This window comes from Streptosporangium sp. NPDC050148, from assembly GCF_055586505.1.
In genome coordinates, this window is record NZ_JBVJIA010000032.1 from 1 (window position 1) to 18,859 (window position 18,859).

The following is an 18,859-nucleotide window of genomic DNA, read 5'->3' on the forward strand; positions in this document are numbered from 1 at the left end:
TCCAGCGCCTGCCACTCGGCGTCCGTCAGCTCATAGCGTCGCACCACGTCTTACATACTGCACGATTCCCAACCACTTTGACGACACGCCCTAGGGGCCCGTGGCGTCCGCCCCCGGGCGGTGGCATCGCCGCCCCGGCCTGGCCGGCGGGCCGGAAAGGGATCTCGACCGGGAGTCCCCGGAAGAGCATGATGGCCTGATGCCGTACGCCGACGCCTTCGCCCGCAGCATCGCCGATCCCGAGGACTTCTGGGGCGAGGCCGCCGAGGCGGTCACCTGGATCAGGCCCCCGCGCGAGATCCTGGACGCCGGAGCGCCCCCCTTCCACCGCTGGTTCCCCGACGGGGAGCTGAACACCTGTCACAACGCGCTGGACCGGCACGTAGAGGCCGGTCACGGCGACCGGCTCGCGCTGGTGTACGACAGCCCGGTGACCGGCACCGGGCGGTCGTACACCTACGCCGGGCTGCGCGAGGAGGTCGCGAGGTTCGCCGGGGCGCTGCGCTCCCTTGGCGTGGAGCATGGCGACCGGGTGGTGGTCTACATGCCGATGGTGCCCGAGGCGGTCGTCGCGATGCTGGCGTGCGCGCGGCTCGGGGCGGTGCACTCGGTGGTGTTCGGCGGGTTCGCTCCCAAGGAGCTGGCGGCCAGGATCGACGACGCGCGGCCCAAGGTGGTGGTCTCGGCCTCCTGCGGGATCGAGCCCTCGCGCGTGGTGCCGTACAAGCCGATGCTGGACGCCGCGCTGGAGCTGGCCGCGCACGCGCCCGCGCACTGCGTGGTCCTGCAGCGCGAGCAGGCGCCCGCCGAGCTCGTGCCCGGGCGCGACGTCGACTGGGCGGACGCGCTGGCGAAGGCCGAACCGGCCGGGTGCGTGCCGGTCAAGGCGACCGACCCGCTGTACATCCTCTACACCAGCGGCACCACCGGGACGCCCAAGGGCGTGGTGCGCGACAACGGCGGGCACGCGGTGGCGCTGCTGTGGAGCATGGCCAACGTCTACGACATCGCGCCGGGCGAGGTGTTCTGGGCGGCCTCCGACGTCGGCTGGGTGGTCGGGCACTCCTACATCGTGTACGGCCCGCTGCTGCGCGGCGCCACCACCGTGCTGTACGAGGGCAAGCCTGTCGGCACCCCGGACGCGGGCGCGTTCTGGCGGGTGATCGCCGAGCACCGGGTGAACGCGCTGTTCACCGCGCCGACCGCGTTCCGGGCGATCCGCCGGGCCGACCCCGAGGCGCTGCTGCTGCGCGACCACGACGTCTCCTCACTGCGGACGCTGTTCCTGGCCGGGGAGCGCCTGGACCCCGACACCTACCACTGGGCCGCGGAGAAACTGGGCGTCCCGGTGGTCGACCACTGGTGGCAGACCGAGACCGGCTGGCCCGTCGCGGCCAACCTGCGCGGCCTGGAGCCCATGCCGGTCAAGCCGGGCTCCCCCACCGTGCCCGTCCCCGGCTACGACGTGCGCGTGCTGCGGGCCTCGGGCGAGGAGTGCGCGCCGGGCGAGGAGGGGGCGATCTGCATCCGGCTGCCGCTGCCGCCCGGCACGCTCCCCACGCTCTGGCAGGACGACGAGCGCTACGTGCGGTCCTACCTGTCGGCCTTCCCCGGCCACTACCTGACCGGCGACGGCGGCCACCTCGACGAGGACGGCTACCTGTACGTGATGGGCCGCACCGACGACGTGATCAACGTGGCCGGTCACCGGCTGTCCACCGGATCCATGGAAGCGGTGCTCGCCGCGCACCCGGCGGTGGCCGAGTGCGCGGTGATCGGGGTGGCCGACGAGCTGAAGGGGCAGGTGCCGCGCGGTTTCGTGGTGCTCAAGAGCGGGGTGGCGATCGACCCGGAGACGCTGCGCGCCGAGCTGATCTCCGCCGTACGCGACCAGGTGGGCGCGGTGGCGGCCTTCCGGCGGGTGGACGTGGTCCCGGCGCTGCCGAAGACCAGGTCGGGGAAGATCCTGCGCAAGACCATGCGCGGCATCGCCGAGGGCGCCGACGAGCCCGCCCCCTCGACCATCGAGGACCCGGCGGTGCTGGAGGTGCTGCGTCCCATCATCGGACGCCCCGCCCTGGACGGACCGCTCACCGGACGTCCTGCCGTGGACGGACCGCCGCGGTGACCCGCCCCCGCCGGGGAGCGACGCCCGGCATCAGGACGGTCACGATCGGTTCCGCGCCGGAGCTCGCGGGGGCATACCCTCATTAAGGTCGTGTCGTGGCGAATGACACCGGAAGGCTGGTCGCCGGTCGATACCGGTTGATGGAGGTGCTCGGCCGCGGCGGGATGGGCACGGTGTGGCGGGCGCGGGACGAGAGCCTGCACCGCGAGGTGGCGATCAAGGAGCTCACCCTCCCCGATCATCTGGACCTTCCGGAACGCGAGATGCTGCACAGGCGGGTGCAGCGCGAGGCGCGGGCCGCGGCGCGGCTGAAGCACCCGTCGATCATCACCGTCCACGACCATCTCGTCGAGACCGACGGCAGCCCGTGGATCGTGACAGAGATCATCGACGGGCCGTCGCTGGAGGCGGTGCTGAGGACCCGCGGGCGGCTGCCGCCCGCGGAGGTGGCGGAGATCGGCACGCGGATCCTCGCGGCGCTGGAGGTCGCGCACGCCGCCGGGATCACCCACCGCGACATCAAGCCCGCGAACGTCCTGCTCGAGGGCGAGCGGGTGGTGCTGACCGACTTCGGCATCGCCGCGGTCGAGGGGGACGCCACCCTCACCGGCACCGGCGTCACCCTGGGCACCCCGGCCTTCATCTCTCCCGAGCAGATCAACGGCCGTCCGGCCACCGCGGCGTCGGACCTGTGGTCGCTGGGCGCCACCCTGTACGCCGCGGTCGAGGGCCGCAGGCCGTTCACGGGAACGACGGCCGGTTCGATATACGTCTCCATCGTCACCCGGCCGCCCGACCCGCCCGTGCACGCCGGCCCCCTCGCCCCGCTCCTGGAGGGGCTGCTGCGCAAGGAGCCCGCCGACCGCCTCACCGCCTCCCAGGCCGCCGGGATGCTCGCCGGCATCGCCGCGAGCCCGGCACCCGGTGGCTCCTCCACCGGAACGCGACCGCATCACGACGGCGCCCCGGCCACCGCCCTCCTGACCCCCGGCACCCCGGCCCCTCCCTCACCGGCCGAGCCGCCCGCCCTCCCGCCGGACGGCGCCACGCTGTCCACCCCGCCGGACGGTGCAACGCTGTTCGACGCCGCGCCGCCCACCGCCCCGTCCCCCGGCGCCCCGTCCCCCCGCGCGACCGTCGCACCCGGCGTACCCGGCACGCCGGGCGCGCCCGGCGTGCCGCCCGCCGCCTCGCCCACCCTCGCGGGGGCGGGGAGCGCGGCGGGCACCTCCCGGCGCCGGTTCCGCTCGGTGATCGTCGCGGCCGTGGTGCTCCTGGCCTCGGCGACCTCGGCCTACCTGCTCTGGCCCGACGCGAAGGACCCCGTGCGAGCGACGGCCGTCGCCCGTCTCAAGGCCCACACCGAGACGGTGAACGCGGTGGCGTTCAGCCCGGACGGCAGGACCCTGGCCAGCGGGGGCGGCGACGGAGCGGTGATCCTGTGGGACGCGGCGACCCGGCGTCCGGTCGGCGGACCGCTCACCGGCCACACCAGGGCGGTGGAGGCCGTGGCGTTCAGCCCGGACGGCAGGACCCTGATCGCCGGTGGCAGCAACGGGCAGGGGACCGACCCCGGCGACCACACGGCGGTCATGTGGGACACGGCGACCCGGCGGCCGGTCGGCGACCCGCTCACCGGCCACACCGACTGGATACGGTCGGTGGCCTTCAGCCCGGACGGGAAGACCTTCGCCACCGGAAGCGGCGACCACTCGGTCATCATGTGGGACGCGCGGGCCCGGCAGGCGGTCGGCGACCCGCTCAACGGCCACACCGACTGGGTGCAGTCGCTGGCCTTCAGCCCGGACGGGAAGACCCTCGCCACCGGAGGCGACGACACGACGGTGATCCTGTGGAACGCGGCGACCCAGGAGGCGCTCGGCGACTCGCTCACCGGACACACCGGGCCGATACGGTCGCTGGCCTTCAGCCCCGACGGGAAGACCCTCGCCACCGGAGGCGACGACAGAACGGTGATCCTCTGGGACGTGGCGACCCGCCGCCCGGCCGGAGCACCGCTCACCGGTCACCCGGGCGACGTCCACGCTCTCGCGTTCAGCCCGGACGGCGCCACCCTGGCCGTGGGCACCGGTTCCGTCGTCCGGCTGTGGGACGCGCGGGCCCGGCGGGTCGTCGGCGACCCGCTCACCGGTCACGCCGACTCGGTGTGGTCGCTGGCCTTCAGCCCGGACGGCAGGACGCTCGCCACGGCCGGCGGGGACCGTCAGGTGATCCTGTGGAGCCTGTCCTGACCGGCCGGTGCCCGGTGCGCCCCGATCAACCGTGACACGTCGGCCCCCGCTCGAAGCGCCACGGACGCGCGGGGCGCGGGGCGTCCCTACCGGCCGGTGGAGGCGCCCACGTTCTCACCGGGGCTCTTCGAGCGCCTCTGCGGCGCCAGGTAGGCCCACTGCCACAGTGCCTCGACCGGCCCCCGCTCGAAGCGTCGCAGCCAGAGCGTGGACAGCGTCATGAAGAGCGCGCAGATGACCAGCCAGGCCACCGGCACCCACCACGGCCGCAGGTCGTCGAAACGCGCGGCCAGGCCCAGACCCCAGCCGTAGCAGAGCGCGGAGGCGACCAGGTTCTGGAAGATGTAGCAGCTCAGCGCGGTACGGCCGACGTTGGTGAGCCCTCGCCTCAGCACGCCGGGGGCACCGGTCGCCCGCCGCGCCAGGGTCGCGACGAGACCGAGCAGGCCCAGCGCCACCAGCGGGGGCAGCAGGTAGCGGTCCACCAGGAACCAGCCGGGCCCGGCGAAGGAGGTGAGCAGGTTCAGCGGCACGCCCACGGCGAACCCGGCGACCATGAGCCGCCGCCGGAGCGCGGTGCCGCGCCCGGAGTCCTCGAACACCCCGGCGCGCATCAGCCGGGAACCGAGCAGGAACAGCACGATGCCCAGCGGGACGATGACGACGATCTCGATGCGGTACAGGCCGAACGACTCGATCCGGGCGGCGACCTGGTCGAGGTAGCCGCCGGTGGTGAAGAGCGTGGAGGGCGCCGGGGCCGTGCCCGCGCCCGTTCCCCCGGCGAGCATGACCGCGGTGAGCAGGCCGATCAGCACGGTGAACACCGACCCGACCGTGACCATCCACATCGTGATCGCCCGGTCGCTCCTGCCGATCAGGTACGCCACGATGACGGAGGTCAGCGCGTACCCCATGAGCACGTCGAACTCGAAGATCAGCAGATAGTGGATCAGCCCCTCGACGAACAGCAGGCCGGCCCGCCACAGGTACCAGCCGGGCCAGGGTGCGTTCCGTCGCGCGGCCGAGCGGTACTGCAGTTCCAGGCCGATCCCGAAGAGCAGGGTGAGCAGCGCCAGGAACTTGCCGTTGGTGACGAAGCGGAGGAGGGTCTCCATCGTCCCGGGCGTGCCCAGCGCGTTCAGGACCTGGGCGGGCCCGCCGGGATCGGTGAAGATCCAGATGTTCGTGCCCAGGGTGCCGGCGATGGCGATGCCCCGGAGCAGGTCGAGCGTTTCGATACGGCGTTGTGTCACGCCTTCCACGATCTCGTCCGGCCGGGCCCGGGACATCGTCGCTCAGGCCCATCCGGGGCGTACATCGATGTATGTACCCGCCCCGGACCCCGGCCGTCCCCGCGTGGCGCCCGTCCGGTCCCGGCCGCGCCCCGCCCGTCCGGTCCACGAGCACCTCGGTCGGCGTACGGGCGCCAGGCGCGCGGGAGGACGGCGGCTACCGGCCGAAGGCGATGCGGGCGTGCAGCAGCGCGGCGGTCTCCGGGTCCCAGCCGAACGCCTCCCGCCCGGCCAGCCACGCCGCCGCACCGGCGCCGTCACCCGCGGGCACCGCCCCGGCGCCCAGCCTCTCCCGTACGGCGGCACCGACCGGGCCGTCACCGGCCAGCACGCCACCGGCCAGCACGATCGGGCCCGTCCCGTCCGCGGGGCGGACCTCTGCCACCGTCTCGCAGAGCAGCCGGGCCGCGGTGGACACGATCTCCCGGGCGACCGGGTCGCCCTCGGACGCCGCCCGCGCGACGAGCGGGGCGAGCCTGGCCAGCTCCAGCGGGGGGCGCGACTGGGCGCGGACCACCAGCCTGATCGCCAGCGCCCGCATCTCCCCGGCGGCGCCGTCGCCCATCTCGCCGACGACCGCCCTCCCAGGGGCGGGCGTCTCCGGGTCGGTCGCCTCCGGGCGGGGCGGCGCGTCGTCCAGCAGGGCGTCCATGACCAGGCCGGTCAGCGTCCCGCCCGCGTCGCCCCGGCTGAGGGCGCGGGCGGCGGCCCGGGCCGCCCGCCTGCCCAGCCAGAACCCCGACCCCTGGTCGCCCAGCAGCCAGCCGAGCCCGTCGGCGACGGTCACCGGCTCGCCGTCCTCGATCCTGGCGGCGATCGCCCCGGTACCGGCGATGAGCACGGTCCCGTGCGGCTCCGCCGTACCGGCGGCGAAGGCGATGCCGAGGTCCCCGACGAGGCGGGGCGCGACGCGCAGTCCCGTCGCGGCCCACATGCGGTCGAACACCGGCCGCTCCAGCGCGCCCGAGCCCGCCAGGCCGACGACCGCCCCGGCCACCAGGGCCGGATCCGTCCCGCGCAGGGCGGACCCCAGCGCCAGGCCGATGTTGGCGACGGCCGAGGCGTTGCCGTGGGCCGCGGGATTGCCGCCCGCGGCGTGGCCGTACCCGGAGCGCCGCCCGGAGGCGTCCAGCAGCAGCGCCCGCGAGGAGGTCCCGCCGACGTCCATCCCGAGGACGTACACGGCGCTCAGAGGTGTTCGCCGAAGAACGCGACGACGGCCTCGACCGCCCGGGTGACGTGCGGCTCGGCGTCGTAGAGGTCGATGTGGACCTTGCTGTCCAGCCAGACGATCCTCTTGGGCTCGTCCATCCGCCGGTAGGCCTCCTCGGCTCCCTCCGGCGAGCAGAAGCGGTCGACCACCCCGTGCACGATCAGGCCGGGCGTGGGCGAGAGGAAGTCGGCGCCCGTCATGTTGTCCATGGTGATCAGCTCGCGGATCGAGGCCCTGGTCACCGTGTTGCGCCAGTGCTGCGAGGCCCCGCGCCCGGTGCCGTAGTACGCCCACGGCTCGTCGCCGGGCATGGCCGCCTCCCCCTCCTCGGCCACCGCGGGCAGGTACTCGGTCTCGCCGCCCGTGTCCTGGCGCTCCAGCACCTCGGTGAAGGAGGCCAGCGCCCGCCGGTACCCGTCGGGCGACATCCCGGCCCGCATGGCGTAGGGGTTGTTGTACGCCCCGGCGATGCCCGCGAACGCCCTCACCCGGGGGTCGAACGCGGCGAACCTCAGCGCGTACCCCCCGCCGAGGCAGATCCCGACCGCGCCGATCCTGCCGCCGTCCACCTCACCTCGCGAGCGCAGCAGCGACACCGCGGCCCGCAGGTCCTCCAGCTTGCCCTGCGGGTCCTCGTGGCAGCGCGGCTCGCCGCCCGACTCGCCCCAGTTGCGGTGGTCGAAGGCCAGCGTCGCGTATCCGGCCTCGGCCAGCAGGGCGGCGTACCGGCCGGCCACCTGGTCGCGGACGCCGGTGAACGGCCCGGTGAGGACCACGGCGGGGTGCGGCCCCGGCGCCGCGGGGACCCGCAGGTCACCGGCGAGGGTGACCCCTCCGGCGGTGAACGTCACTTTTTCCGACATGGCGCAAGTCTGTACGGCCCGCCGGGCGGAAGCCAACACGCGCCCGGCCGGAACGCGGGACGGCGCCCGGGAACCCAGTGGACCGACCCCGGACGCCGGACGCCCGGCCGGACCGGCGGCACCGGCCCTGGACGCGGGACGGCGCCCAGGGGGCGGACGGGACCGGAGCCGGACGCGGGACGGTGCCCCGGGGCCCGGCCGCGGGGCCGGGTGCCGGGGCGCCGTCCGGCGCGCTAGGAGTCGAACCCCAGGCCCATCCGGTCCAGGGTGCGCAGCCAGAGGTTGCGCCGGCCCTGGTGCAGGTCGGCCTGGGCGATCGACCAGCGGGTCATCTGAATCCCGGCCGAGCGGACCGGCTCGGGCGGGAACGGCACCGGCTTCTCCTTCACCATCCGCAGCTCGGTCCGCTCGGTCCGCTCTCCGGCGAGCAGGTCGAGCATGACGTTGGCCCCGAACCGGGTCGCGCCGACGCCCATGCCGGTGTACCCGGCGGCGTAGGCGACCCGGCCGCCGTGCGACCGGCCGTAGAAGGCGCTGAACCGGCTGCAGGTGTCGATCACCCCGCCCCACCGGTGGGTGAAGCGCACCCCGTCGAGCTGGGGGAACGTGGTGGCGAAGTGCTCGGCCAGCGTGACGAAGGTCTCGTCGCGCTGCTCGTACTCGGGCTTGATCATGCCGCCGTTGTAGTAGACCGCGTCGTAGCCGCCCCACAGGATCCGGTCGTCGTCGGTGAGCCGGTAGTAGTGGAACTGGTTGGCCGCGTCCCCCACCCCCTGCCGGTTGTGCCAGCCCACCGAGGCCAGCTGCTCGGCCGAGAGCGGCTCGGTCACCAGCGCGTAGTCGTAGACCGGCACCAGGAAGTGCCGTAGCCGCCGCAGCAGCGGCTGGAACACCCCGGTGCCCAGGGCGACCTTGCGCGCCCTGACGGTGCCGTGCGGGGTGATCAGGTCCATGCTCGTCGGGGTGTCCTTCATCGCCCGCACCGGCGTGCGCTCGAAGACGCGCACGCCCAGCGAGAGGCAGGCCTGCCGGAGCCCCCAGGCCAGCCGGGCGGGATCGATCATGGCGCAGCCGTCGCGCTCCCAGTGACCGCCGATGTAGGTGGGCGAGTTCACCTCCGCCCGGACCTGCTCGGTGTCCAGGACGTCGATGCGGGCGCCCATCTCCCGGGCGATCTCGACGTGCCGGTTCATCTCCTCCAGCTGCCACGGCTCGGTGGCCACGTGCAGCTCGCCGGTGCGCCGGTAGCCGCAGTCGATGCCGTACCGTTCGACGGCCTCGCCGATCTCGTCGAGGTTGTCGACGCCGAGGCGTTCCAGGGTGGCGATCTCCTCGGGCCAGCGTTCCAGCCCGTTGGCGATGCCGTGGGTGAGCGTGGCCATCGCGAAGCCGCCGTTGCGGCCCGACGCCGCCCACCCGACCCGGCGGCCCTCCAGCAGGACCACGTCGAGCGACGGGTCGCGTTCCTTGGCCATCAGGGCCGCCCAGAGCCCCGAGAAGCCTCCGCCGACCACCGCCAGTCCGGCGGTCGTGTCACCGAGGAGCCGCGGCAGCGGCTCCGGTTTCGCCGTACTGTCGAGCCAGTACGGCTTGCGCTCCGCGTCAGCAAGAGCCTTCAGCGGATCCACAGATCTCACTTCCCTACGTGAGTCAGTTTGTCTTTAGGTGTGTCGCGTGGTCACGGGGACCACGCGCGGGTTCCCCCCGCCTGAATCCGATCTCGCCTCCCTGTTCTGTGCCGGAGCCTCCCGTACGGGAGTACGTGTACACCGAGGCCCCGTGCCGCCCGATGGGGGCACGGGGCTCGGCGTCGGTCAGGTGCGGCGGCGCGCGGTGACCGAGTTGACCACCGCGATCGCGACGCCTACCGCGAATATAAGCGTTCCGACGATGTTGACCTGCGGCGGAACCCCGTTCCTGGTCGCACCGAAGATCCACAGCGGGAACGTCTGGAGCGCGCCGTTGGTGAACTGGGTGATCACGAAGTCGTCGATGGACAGCGCGAAGGCCAGCAGCGCGCCGGAGACGACGCCGGGCAGGATCATCGGGAAGGTGATCCGCCAGAAGGTCACCCAGGTGGACGCGCCGAGGTCGCGCGCGGCCTCCTCGATCGACCGGTCCAGCCCGATCACCCGGGCGCGCACCGTGATCGCCACGAAGGACAGCGAGAACAACACGTGCGCGATGACGACGGTCACGAAGCCGGTCTTGACCCCGGCGCTGATGAACAGCGACAGCAGCGAGGCGCCCATGACGATCTCGGGCGAGGCGATCGCGGCGAACATCACCAGGTTGGTGGAGCCCTGCCCGCGGAACCGGTACCGGCCCAGGGCCAGGCCCAGGAGCGTGCCGATCACCGTCGTGATCAGCGTGACGAGCGCGGCTACCTGCAGGGAGTTGACGACCGCCTCGATCATCTGGGGGTACTCGTCCAGCCGGCCCCACCACCTGAGGGTGAAGCCCTGCCAGGTCACGTTCGACTTGCTGCGGGTGTCGTTGAAGCCGAAGACGACCATGACGACGATCGGCACGAACAGCCAGGCGAGGACCAGCCAGACGTAGCCCTTGAGCAACCGGTCCCCGAGCCGCGACCTGCCGCGCGCGACCGGGCGGGCGTTCGCCTCCGCGATGGTCTGCGCGCTCATCGGGCACCCCTGGGAAGGTCGGCGGTCGTCCTCGCGGTCACCGGGCTCCCGGGGACGTTCACGGTCGTCCGCGCGCTCATCGGGCCGCCGCCTCGAGGACGTTCTCGGTGCCGAGCGCCCTGGCGTAGGCGAAGATGCCGATCAGCATCGCCGCCATCAGCGCGAACGACAGCGCCGCGGCCGTCGGGTAGTCGCCGTTGGTCAGGTACTCGACCTGGATGATGTTGCCGATCATGGTGTTGTCCGGGCCTCCGAGGATGCTCGCGTTGACGTAGTCGGCGGTCATCGGGACGAACGTCATCAGCACCCCGGCGAACACCCCCGGCAGCGAGAGCGGGAGCACGATCCTGGTGAAGGCCTGGCGCCTGGCCGCGTACAGGTCCTGGGCGGCCTCGATCACCCGGGGATCGACCCGCTCCAGCGCCACGTAGATCGGCAGGATCATGAACGGCAGGTAGTTGTAGACGAGGCCGCCGATCACCGCCGCGGTCGTCTGGAGCACGTGGAAGTCGTCAGGCAGCAGCCCCGCCGACTTCAGCGGGCCCAGCACCATGCCCTCGTCGGCCAGCAGGAACTTCCACGACACCGTGCGCAGCACGAACGAGACGAAGAACGGCAGCAGCACCAGCAGCAGGTAGGTGGACTTGCGCTCACCCCCCTTGAACGCGATCCAGTACGCCATCGGATAGGCCAGCGCGATGGAGATCAGCGTGCCGATCAGGCCGTACCCGGCCGAGCGCAGGAACTGCGTCCGGTACTGGATCAGGACGTCGCCGTAGATGCCGACGTTGAAGGTCTGGACGAACCCGTTCAGCGAGTCGCCCTCCTGCAGCGAGACCGAGGCCATGAAGACCATCGGCACCACCAGGAAGATCACCAGCCACAGGCCGCCCGGCAGGACGAGGAGGTAGGGGGTGAGGCGTTTCACGGGCGGGCCACCGTCAGCCCTGGGTGATCGGCTGGAAGATGTCCTGGAAGACCTTCTCCTGCGCCGGGGTCAGCGTCGTGTACGAGCGCAGCTTGGCCAGGTCCGCCTCGGACGGGAAGATCAGCGGGCTCTCGGCGATCTGCTTCAGCGACGCCTTCTTCTCGCCCGTGGCCTTGTCCGCGTCCGCCAGCACCAGCTCCCTGGTCGCGGAGACCGGGGTGATGTAGTTGATGTACTCCACCAGCATCGTGGCGATCTTGGGCTGGTAGACGTAGTCCATCAGGGTCAGCGCGTCGACCGGGTTCTGCGCGGTCTTGGGGATGCACATGTTGTCGGTCCAGATCGTGCCGCCCTCCTCGGGCACCACGAACCTGAGGTCCTTGCCCTCGGCGACCTGCTGGAAGATGTCGCCCGACCAGGCCATCGTGATCCAGATGTCGCCCCGGGCCAGGGCGTCGACGTAGTCGTTCTCGTAGTACTTGCGCACCAGGCCCGCGTCGCGCTGCTCCTTGAGCTTGGCCCCGGCCTTCTTCCAGTCGGCCTCGGTGGAGGTCTCGGGGTCGATGCCCAGGGCGAACATGGCGAAGTTCGCGACCTCCTGGGTGTCGAGCATCATGCCGACCTTGCCCTCGTACCTGGGGTTCCACAGGTCGGCCATGCTCGTGACCTTGTCGACGTACTTGGGGTTGTAGGCGATGCCGGTCACCCCGATCGTCCACGGGATCGTGTGGGCGTTGTCCGGGTCCCAGGGCGGGTCCTTGACCGCGGAGTTCGCGTGGGCGGCGAAGTTGGGCAGCTTGGAGTGGTCCAGCGGCACCAGGTACCCCAGCGCGATGGCCCGGCTGAGCTGGATGCTGTTGGTCAGCACCATCAGGTCGTAGCCGATGTCGTTCCCCGCGGCCAGCAACGGCTGGATCTTGCCGAAGAACGGGCCCACCTCCTGGATGGCCTCCTGGTAGGTGACCTTGATGCCGGTGTCGGCGGTGAACATCTCCAGCGAGGGGTACCTCTTGCCCTCCTTGTCGATGTACAGCGGCCAGTTGGCGAAGCGCAGCGTGCCGGTCTTCTTCTTGGAGGCCCAGTACTCGGCGACGGCGTCCCGCTGGGGCGGCGCCACCTTCTTGCCCTCCACCCCGCAGGCGGCGAGGGCGAGACCGGCGGCCGACAGTCCCCCCAGACGGAGGGCGTCACGACGGGTGACGGAGCGGCTCTGCGTCATGCCTCGCAGGAAGGCGGGGTCGGTACGGGGGTACATAACTGACTCAACTTCCGATCGCGTACGAGTGGTGCGGCCGCCACGACAGCCAGACGGAGTCGCCACGCTCCGCCGTGCTCGCGCTGTCGAGGGCGTTCTGCTGGAAGACGGTCACCTCTGCCCCGTGGGCCAGTCGGACCGTGTAGCTGGTGTAGAGGCCGAGGTAGACCACCTCCGAGACGACGCCCCGGACCACGCTCAGGTCGCCGGAGGGCCTCCCGGTGGAGATGACGATCTTCTCCGGGCGGACCGTGATCGCGATCGGCTCCCCGGCGTGGAACGATCCGCCCTCGGCGAGCACGTGGTCGTCCTCCCCCAGCCTCAGGACCGCGAAACCGTCCCTCAGGCCCTCCACGGTGCCGCTGAGCAGGTTGGACGTGCCGATGAACCCGGCCACGAAGGCCGTGGCGGGCCTTTCGTAGATCTCCCGCGGGGCACCGAGCTGCTCGACCGCGCCCTCGTTCATGACCGCGATGCGGTCGCTCATCGTGAGCGCCTCGCTCTGGTCGTGGGTGACGTACACGAACGTGATGCCGACCTCGCGCTGGATGCGCTTGAGCTCGATCTGCATGGCCTGGCGGAGCTTGAGGTCCAGGGCGCCGAGCGGCTCGTCCAGCAGCAGCGCCCGGGGCCGGTTGACCAGCGCGCGGGCCAGCGCGACCCGCTGCTGCTGGCCGCCGGACAGCTCCCTGGGCCGGCGCCTCTCCCGGCCGGTGAGGTCCACGATCTCCAGGATCTCGCCGACCCGGTGCTTGATCTCGTCGCCGGGGACGCGCCTGCGCCGCAGCCCGAAGGCGACGTTCTCCCAGACGTTCATGTGCGGGAACAGGGCGTAGGACTGGAAGACCATGTTGACGTCGCGCCGGTTGGGCGGAACCCCGGTGACGTCCTGGCCGTGCAGCCGCACGGTGCCGCGCGAGGGATCCTCGAACCCGGCGATCATGCGCATGGTGGTGGTCTTGCCACAGCCCGAGGGGCCGAGGAGGGAGAAGAACTCCCCCTCGACGATGCTCAGCGTGACGCCGCCGACCGCCTGGACGACCTCGCCGCGGGAGACGTACTCCTTGACGACTCCGTCGAGCTCGATCGCCGGCACGGTGGGCGGGCCGGAGACGGCCTCGGCCGCCCCCGTACCCGCCTGAGTTTCGGTCATTCCAGGCTTATCCCTCTCTTCATACCTACTCGCCGATGTAGTGCATGACGTGCTTCACGCGAAGATAATCGTGCAGGCCGAAAACCGACAGATCCTTGCCGTAACCGGAGTGCTTGAACCCGCCGTGCGGCATCTCCGAGACGAACGGGATGTGGGTGTTGACCCACACCACGCCGAAGTCCAGCCGGTTCGACACCCGCATCGCGCGGCCGTGGTCGGAGGTCCACACCGAACCGGACAGGCCGTACCTGACCCCGTTGGCCTTGGCGATGGCGTCGGCCTCGTCGGAGAAGGTCTGCACGGTGATGACCGGGCCGAACACCTCGTCCTGCACCATCTCGTCGTCCTGCCGCAGGCCGTCGACGACGGTGGGGGCGAAGAAGTAGCCCTTCTCGCCGATCCGGGAGCCGCCGGTCAGGACCTTGGCGTGGCCGGGGACGCGCTCCAGGAAGCCGGTGATCTTGGCGAGCTGGTCGGGGTTGTTGAGCGGCCCGTACAGCGCCTCGTCGTTGTCCAGGTCGCCGGTCACGGTGCCCGCCGCCGCCTCGACGAGCGCGGCCGTGAACTCGTCGTGGACGCTCTCGTGGACCAGGACGCGGCAGGCCGCGGTGCAGTCCTGACCGGCGTTGTACAGCCCCGCGGTGGCGATGGTCTCGGCGGCGGCCTTGAGGTCCCTGACGTCGTCGAACACCACGACCGGGGCCTTGCCGCCCAGCTCCAGGTGGACCCGCTTGACGTCGTCGGCGGCGCTGCGGGCCACGGCCATGCCGGCGCCGACCGAGCCGGTGATCGCGACCATCGACGCGGCCGGGTGGCCGACGACCAGCGCGCCGGTCTCCCGGTCGCCGACGACGACGTTGAACACGCCCTTGGGCAGGATCTCGCCGATGATCTCGGCCAGCTTGACGGTGGAGACCGGGGTGGTGTCGGAGGGCTTGAGCACCACGGTGTTGCCCGCGGCCAGCGCCGGGGCGATCTTCCAGACCGCCATCATCATCGGGTAGTTCCACGGCGTGACCTGGCCGACCACGCCGATCGGCTCGTGCCTGATCACGGAGGTGTGCTCGGCGAGGAACTCACCCGAGGTGGGGCCCTCCAGGGTGCGCGCGGCACCCGCGAAGAAGCGGAAGTGGTCGGCCGCGACCGGGGTCTCGTCCTCGGCCATCCGGGCGCGCGGCTTGCCGGTGTTGCGGCACTCGGCCTCGTTCAGCTCGTCCGCCCGCGCCTCCATCGCGTCGGCGACCTTCAGCAGCAGGTTGGCGCGCTCTCCGGGGGTGGACGTGCTCCACGTCTCGAACGCGGCGGACGCCGCGGCGTAGGCCGCGTCCACGTCCTCCTGCCCCGAGACCGGGGCCTTGAGGTAGACCTCCCCGGTGCAGGGGTCGACGACGTCGGAGAACCGGCCGCTCCCGGACTCCACGAGCTCACCGTCGATGTAGTTCCGCAGGCGGGGCAGATCAACCGGGGTGGTCACCGTCGGCCTCCTCATGAATCGGGGCTGAGTCTCGCGACTCTTACAGAGAGAAAAACCTGCGACAAGGGATTTCGTTGTTAAGATACCAAATTGCTACGAAATCACTTGACAGAAGCACCGGAACTGACAGCATGTCGCATCGGAGCCGCAACGTGACGGCAACAGGCCAGCAACATGACGCCAGGGAGCGCGGATGACGACGCCGCCCAAGGTACGCCGCGAGAACGACGCCCGGCCAGGCCCCTTCGTCCTCGACGACCTCTCCAAGCGGATCATCGAGGAGCTCCAGGCGGACGGGCGCAAGGCGTACGCCGCCATCGGCAAGGCCGTCGGGCTCTCCGAGGCCGCCGTACGGCAGCGGGTCCAGCGCCTGCTCGACGCCGGGGTCATGCAGATCGTCGCGGTGACCGACCCGCTCACCCTGGGCTTCTCCCGCCAGGCGATGATCGGCATCAAGTGCGAGGGCGACCTGGAGACGGTCGCCGACGAGCTGTCGGCGATCAAGGAGATCGACTACGTCGTGCTGACCGCCGGGTCGCTCGACATCATGGTCGAGGTGGTCTGCGAGAGCGACCAGCACCTGCTGGAGATCCTCGGCAAGATCCGCGCCATCCCCACCGTGCGCGCCACCGAGACCTTCGTCTACCTCAAGCTGCACAAGCAGACCTACTCCTGGGGCACCCGCTGACACCGTCTTCCGGGACATCCCGCCGGCGCCGCCCCCCGGGGCACCCCGCCGACCCGGGGCACCCTGCCGACCCGGGGCACCCTGCCGACACCGTCCTCCGGCGCGCTCACCGGCCGAGGCGGGCCTCCATCACCCCCGCCAGGTCGGCCAGGAACTCGTCGACCTCGGCGACCGCGTACCCCGGCCGCAGCATCACCGTGGCGAACCTGGCCTCGCGCACGTCATCGGCGCTGAGAGGCCGTTCGGTGGTACCGCGCAGGGTGGCCACGACCCGGTCGAGGAAGGCGTCGACCTCCTCCTCCCGGTAGCCCATGCCGAGACGTCCGGGCCGGAACGCGACCCGCTCGATCCGGGCGGCGTGCTCCTCGGCGTCACCGGGGCCGAGGACGCCCGGCGGCCCCGCGGCCCGGGGGTACGCGCCGGGCTCCGGGCCCTGCTCGCCGTACGCCGGATCCGGGTCGCCGTGCGCCGCGTCCCGGTCGCCGTGCGCCGGGTCCGGGAGGGCCGACCCCGGCTGCGCGCCCGATGTCCCGGGCTCGGGCCACTCCGTCACCCCGGGCGCGGCCTGCCGGGGCACCGAAGGCTCCTGGCCGCCGGGCGGACCGTCCCACGCGATCTGTACGGTCTCGGTCTGAGCGGCCTGGGCTGCCTGAGCGGCCTCGGTTGCCTGAGCGGCCTCGGTTGCCTGAGCGGCATGAGCGGCATGAGCGGCATGCGCGGCCCGGGCGGCCCCCGCGACCCGGCCGGACTGCGCGGGCTGCGCGGACTGCGCCACCTGCGCCGTCCGTACCCCCTGGCCGATTCGCGCGGTCTGCTCGACCCGTGCGGTCTGCCCGGCCTGACCGGCCTTCGCGGTCTGTCTCGTCTCTATCGCGACGATGAACGCCTCAAGCGCGAAATCAACGGCGATCTCGTGGTAACCGCCGAGCTTCGTACGAAAACGGGCGTCGCGGATCTCGTCCGCGGTGATCGGCTCCCCTTCCAGGGAGCCCCTGCCGAGGGTGCCCTCGATCCGGCGAATCAGCAGATCCACCTGATCGGGGTCATATCCCATACGCACCCCGAGAACCCGTGGAAAGCGGTTCAATCCCGCATCCTTTCGCCTTTTCCCGATCGGCCTTTACCGCAGGGAATCCATTCTGAGGGGAATCACCGGACAAAAGCGAGAGATCCCGACGGTATCGCGGACGGGCGTGGATTCCGGCCCCGCCCGTTCATCCGTCCGGCCGGGCTTCGCCCCTCAAGACCGGGCCCTTCAAGACCGGGCCCTTCAAGACCGGGCCCTTCAAGACCGGGCCCTTCAAGACCGGACGGAATCTCGTACCGGAGGATCGGACAGGACTTCGTTCCGGAAGGGCGGGGTGGTTTCGTCCCGGAAGGCCGGACGGTGAAACGAGTGATCACGGTAAGGTTGCGGCTTATGCGGCTCTCCACGGTGTCCTTTCGATACTCGCGCCGTGGCCCGTGGATCCTCAAGGACGTCGAGCTCACCCTCCCCTCCGGCTCCGTCGTCGAGGTCACCGGCCGCAACGGAGCCGGGAAGTCGACGCTGCTGCGCCTGCTGGCGGGATTCGTCCCCCCGTCCCGCGGCACGATCCCCGACCGGCCCGCCGTCGTCGGCTACGCCCCCGACGTGTTCCCGGTCGGCCAGCCGTTCACCGCCGCCGACTACCTGGCCCACATGTGCAGGATCCGGGGCGTGTCCCCGGCTTCCGCCACGGACCTGGCGGGACGGCTGAACGCGACCCACCTGCTCGACCAGCCGCTCGGCGACCTGTCCAAGGGCAGCGCGCAGAAGATCGGGATCATCCAGTCGCTGCTGGCCTCTCCGGACCTGCTGATCCTGGACGAACCCTTCGCCGGGCTCGACGAGCAGACCCGGGCCGAACTTCCCGTGATCATCGGCGAGATCGCCGCCCGTGGCGGGGCGGTCGTGGTCAGCGACCACCAGAACCAGCTCCGGGACTTCCCCGGCGCCGAGCACTGGCTCGTCGCCGACGGCGGCGTCACCGTCGGCACCCCCTCGGTTCCCTCCCCGCCCGGCGGCCGGACGTCCCCGCCCCCGCCGGCCCCCTCGGCGGAACCGTCGTCCTCGTCCCGGGACGTCTCGCAGGGGCCGCCCCCGCGGGTGGTCATCGAGGTGGTCGTGGACGCGCACGAGGCCGACGAGGTCGAGCAGAAGCTCCGCGCCGACGGCTACCTCACCAGGCGGTCATCGTGATCCACCTCGTACGCTTCAAGCTCGCCGCCTACGGCCGCTCGCACCGGCTGCTCCAGCCGACGATCGGGCTGTTCGTGATGCTGGTGATCTTCTACTCCACGCTCACCCCGCCCGGCAAGGAGCTCACCGCCTACGCCGACTCGGCCGGGCTGCTGATCCTCGTCTTCGCCTGGGCCGCCCGGGGACTGCTCGACACCGAGCCCTCCACCCAGCGGCTGATCTCCATGACGGCGGCCGGGCGTCCGGGCCGCGAGATCGGCGCGGGGCTGCTCGCCGCGCTGGCCGTCAACCTCGGTCTCGCCGCGATCGCGGTCGGGTTCCCGCTGCTCCACGGCTTCGCCGCCATGCCGGCCCCCGCCGACCTGGCGCGCGGCGTCGCGCTGCACCTGCTCGGCCTGGGCACCGGAACGGCCCTGGGCGCGCTGACCAGCCGCCCGATCCTGGCCTCCCCCGCCGTCTCGATGCTCGTCCTGTTCGGCGGCTACGTCGTGCTCCTGCTGGTCAGCCTCACCCCCGTGGGCCGCCTGGTGGTCCCGATCATGCCGTGGATGCGCGCCGCCAACGCCGGAGTGCTCGACACCGTCCTGCTGCCCATCTCCGCCGCCACCCTCTTCTGGATCGCCGCGAGCCTCCTGCTGTACGCGCGCCTGCGCCGCCTGAACCCCTGAACGACCCCGTGGCGTCCGACACGGATGCCGAGGGCGCCGGACCGGCCACGAGCGGATCGCCCGGACGTTCACCCGTGCG

Annotated in this window: 15 protein-coding genes; 5 read left to right on the top strand and 10 right to left on the bottom strand. The window is 71.9% G+C overall.

The features are described 5' to 3' along the window. Nucleotides 1–199: 199 nt before the first annotated feature. Both ACZ6RT_RS29140 and ACZ6RT_RS29145 read left to right on the top strand, forming a co-directional pair. The gene (locus ACZ6RT_RS29140) at nucleotides 200–2,128 is read left to right on the top strand and encodes a propionyl-CoA synthetase (RefSeq protein WP_470157204.1); all 1,929 of its coding nucleotides are present in this window, start codon (nucleotides 200–202) and stop codon (nucleotides 2,126–2,128) included. Between the two features lie 95 nt (nucleotides 2,129–2,223). Beyond that, the gene (locus ACZ6RT_RS29145) at nucleotides 2,224–4,380 is read left to right on the top strand and encodes a WD40 repeat domain-containing serine/threonine protein kinase (protein ID WP_470157205.1); all 2,157 of its coding nucleotides are present in this window, start codon (nucleotides 2,224–2,226) and stop codon (nucleotides 4,378–4,380) included. Between the two features lie 86 nt (nucleotides 4,381–4,466). On the opposite strand, the gene ACZ6RT_RS29150 is transcribed toward ACZ6RT_RS29145, so the two are convergent. The 9 genes from ACZ6RT_RS29150 to ACZ6RT_RS29190 form a co-directional block, all read right to left on the bottom strand. Continuing rightward, nucleotides 4,467–5,633, bottom strand: a complete 1,167-nt coding sequence (locus tag ACZ6RT_RS29150) for a DUF418 domain-containing protein (protein ID WP_470157206.1) — start codon at nucleotides 5,631–5,633, stop codon at nucleotides 4,467–4,469. Between the two features lie 196 nt (nucleotides 5,634–5,829). Next, nucleotides 5,830–6,840: an N-acetylglucosamine kinase gene (locus ACZ6RT_RS29155; protein WP_470157207.1), complete on the bottom strand. Its 1,011-nt coding sequence runs from the start codon at nucleotides 6,838–6,840 to the stop codon at nucleotides 5,830–5,832. A 20-nt stretch (nucleotides 6,841–6,860) separates the two neighbouring features. Further along, a complete protein-coding gene (locus ACZ6RT_RS29160) occupies nucleotides 6,861–7,748 on the bottom strand; it encodes an alpha/beta hydrolase (RefSeq protein ID WP_470157208.1) in 888 nt (295 codons plus the stop codon). 233 nt (nucleotides 7,749–7,981) lie between these two features. Next, complete coding sequence (locus ACZ6RT_RS29165) at nucleotides 7,982–9,376, bottom strand: NAD(P)/FAD-dependent oxidoreductase (protein ID WP_399187760.1); 1,395 nt, start codon at nucleotides 9,374–9,376, stop codon at nucleotides 7,982–7,984. Nucleotides 9,377–9,562: 186 nt separating this feature from the next. Beyond that, nucleotides 9,563–10,393 carry an ABC transporter permease gene (locus ACZ6RT_RS29170; RefSeq protein WP_399187218.1) on the bottom strand — a complete coding sequence of 277 codons (831 nt, stop codon included), beginning with the start codon at nucleotides 10,391–10,393 and terminating at the stop codon, nucleotides 9,563–9,565. Between the two features lie 76 nt (nucleotides 10,394–10,469). Next, a complete protein-coding gene (locus ACZ6RT_RS29175; RefSeq protein WP_399187219.1) occupies nucleotides 10,470–11,321 on the bottom strand; it encodes an ABC transporter permease in 852 nt (283 codons plus the stop codon). 13 nt (nucleotides 11,322–11,334) lie between these two features. Then, nucleotides 11,335–12,540, bottom strand: coding sequence for a polyamine ABC transporter substrate-binding protein (locus tag ACZ6RT_RS29180; protein ID WP_470157209.1), 1,206 nt, complete (start codon nucleotides 12,538–12,540; stop codon nucleotides 11,335–11,337). Between the two features lie 43 nt (nucleotides 12,541–12,583). Further along, entirely contained in the window at nucleotides 12,584–13,729 is a 1,146-nt protein-coding gene (locus tag ACZ6RT_RS29185) for an ABC transporter ATP-binding protein (protein WP_399187221.1), read from the bottom strand. 25 nt (nucleotides 13,730–13,754) lie between these two features. After that, nucleotides 13,755–15,203 carry a gamma-aminobutyraldehyde dehydrogenase gene (locus ACZ6RT_RS29190; RefSeq protein ID WP_399187222.1) on the bottom strand — a complete coding sequence of 483 codons (1,449 nt, stop codon included), beginning with the start codon at nucleotides 15,201–15,203 and terminating at the stop codon, nucleotides 13,755–13,757. Between the two features lie 193 nt (nucleotides 15,204–15,396). On the opposite strand from ACZ6RT_RS29190, the gene ACZ6RT_RS29195 reads away from it, so the two are divergent. After that, a complete protein-coding gene (locus tag ACZ6RT_RS29195) occupies nucleotides 15,397–15,891 on the top strand; it encodes an Lrp/AsnC family transcriptional regulator (RefSeq protein WP_399187223.1) in 495 nt (164 codons plus the stop codon). A gap of 106 nt (nucleotides 15,892–15,997) precedes the next feature. On the opposite strand, the gene ACZ6RT_RS29200 is transcribed toward ACZ6RT_RS29195, so the two are convergent. Next, nucleotides 15,998–16,924: a DivIVA domain-containing protein gene (locus ACZ6RT_RS29200; RefSeq protein ID WP_470157210.1), complete on the bottom strand. Its 927-nt coding sequence runs from the start codon at nucleotides 16,922–16,924 to the stop codon at nucleotides 15,998–16,000. A gap of 387 nt (nucleotides 16,925–17,311) precedes the next feature. Between ACZ6RT_RS29200 and ACZ6RT_RS29205 the strand changes: the two genes are divergently transcribed. Together ACZ6RT_RS29205 and ACZ6RT_RS29210 are read left to right on the top strand one after the other, a co-directional pair. Continuing rightward, complete coding sequence (locus ACZ6RT_RS29205) at nucleotides 17,312–18,112, top strand: ABC transporter ATP-binding protein (RefSeq protein WP_470157211.1); 801 nt, start codon at nucleotides 17,312–17,314, stop codon at nucleotides 18,110–18,112. Further along, complete coding sequence (locus tag ACZ6RT_RS29210; RefSeq protein ID WP_399187226.1) at nucleotides 18,109–18,780, top strand: hypothetical protein; 672 nt, start codon at nucleotides 18,109–18,111, stop codon at nucleotides 18,778–18,780. Before ACZ6RT_RS29205 ends, ACZ6RT_RS29210 begins: the two co-directional genes overlap by 4 nt. The last annotated feature ends 79 nt before the right edge of the window (nucleotides 18,781–18,859 follow it).

Coding starts and splice junctions, on each gene's coding strand:
- ACZ6RT_RS29140 (WP_470157204.1), top strand. CDS start 200: ATGCCGTACGCCGACGCCTTCGCCCGCAGCATCGCCGATCCCGAGGAC.
- ACZ6RT_RS29155 (WP_470157207.1), bottom strand. CDS start 6,840: ATGGACGTCGGCGGGACCTCCTCGCGGGCGCTGCTGCTGGACGCCTCC.
- ACZ6RT_RS29160 (WP_470157208.1), bottom strand. CDS start 7,748: ATGTCGGAAAAAGTGACGTTCACCGCCGGAGGGGTCACCCTCGCCGGT.
- ACZ6RT_RS29170 (WP_399187218.1), bottom strand. CDS start 10,393: ATGAGCGCGCAGACCATCGCGGAGGCGAACGCCCGCCCGGTCGCGCGC.
- ACZ6RT_RS29180 (WP_470157209.1), bottom strand. CDS start 12,540: ATGACGCAGAGCCGCTCCGTCACCCGTCGTGACGCCCTCCGTCTGGGG.
- ACZ6RT_RS29185 (WP_399187221.1), bottom strand. CDS start 13,729: ATGACCGAAACTCAGGCGGGTACGGGGGCGGCCGAGGCCGTCTCCGGC.
- ACZ6RT_RS29195 (WP_399187223.1), top strand. CDS start 15,397: ATGACGACGCCGCCCAAGGTACGCCGCGAGAACGACGCCCGGCCAGGC.
- ACZ6RT_RS29205 (WP_470157211.1), top strand. CDS start 17,312: ATGCGGCTCTCCACGGTGTCCTTTCGATACTCGCGCCGTGGCCCGTGG.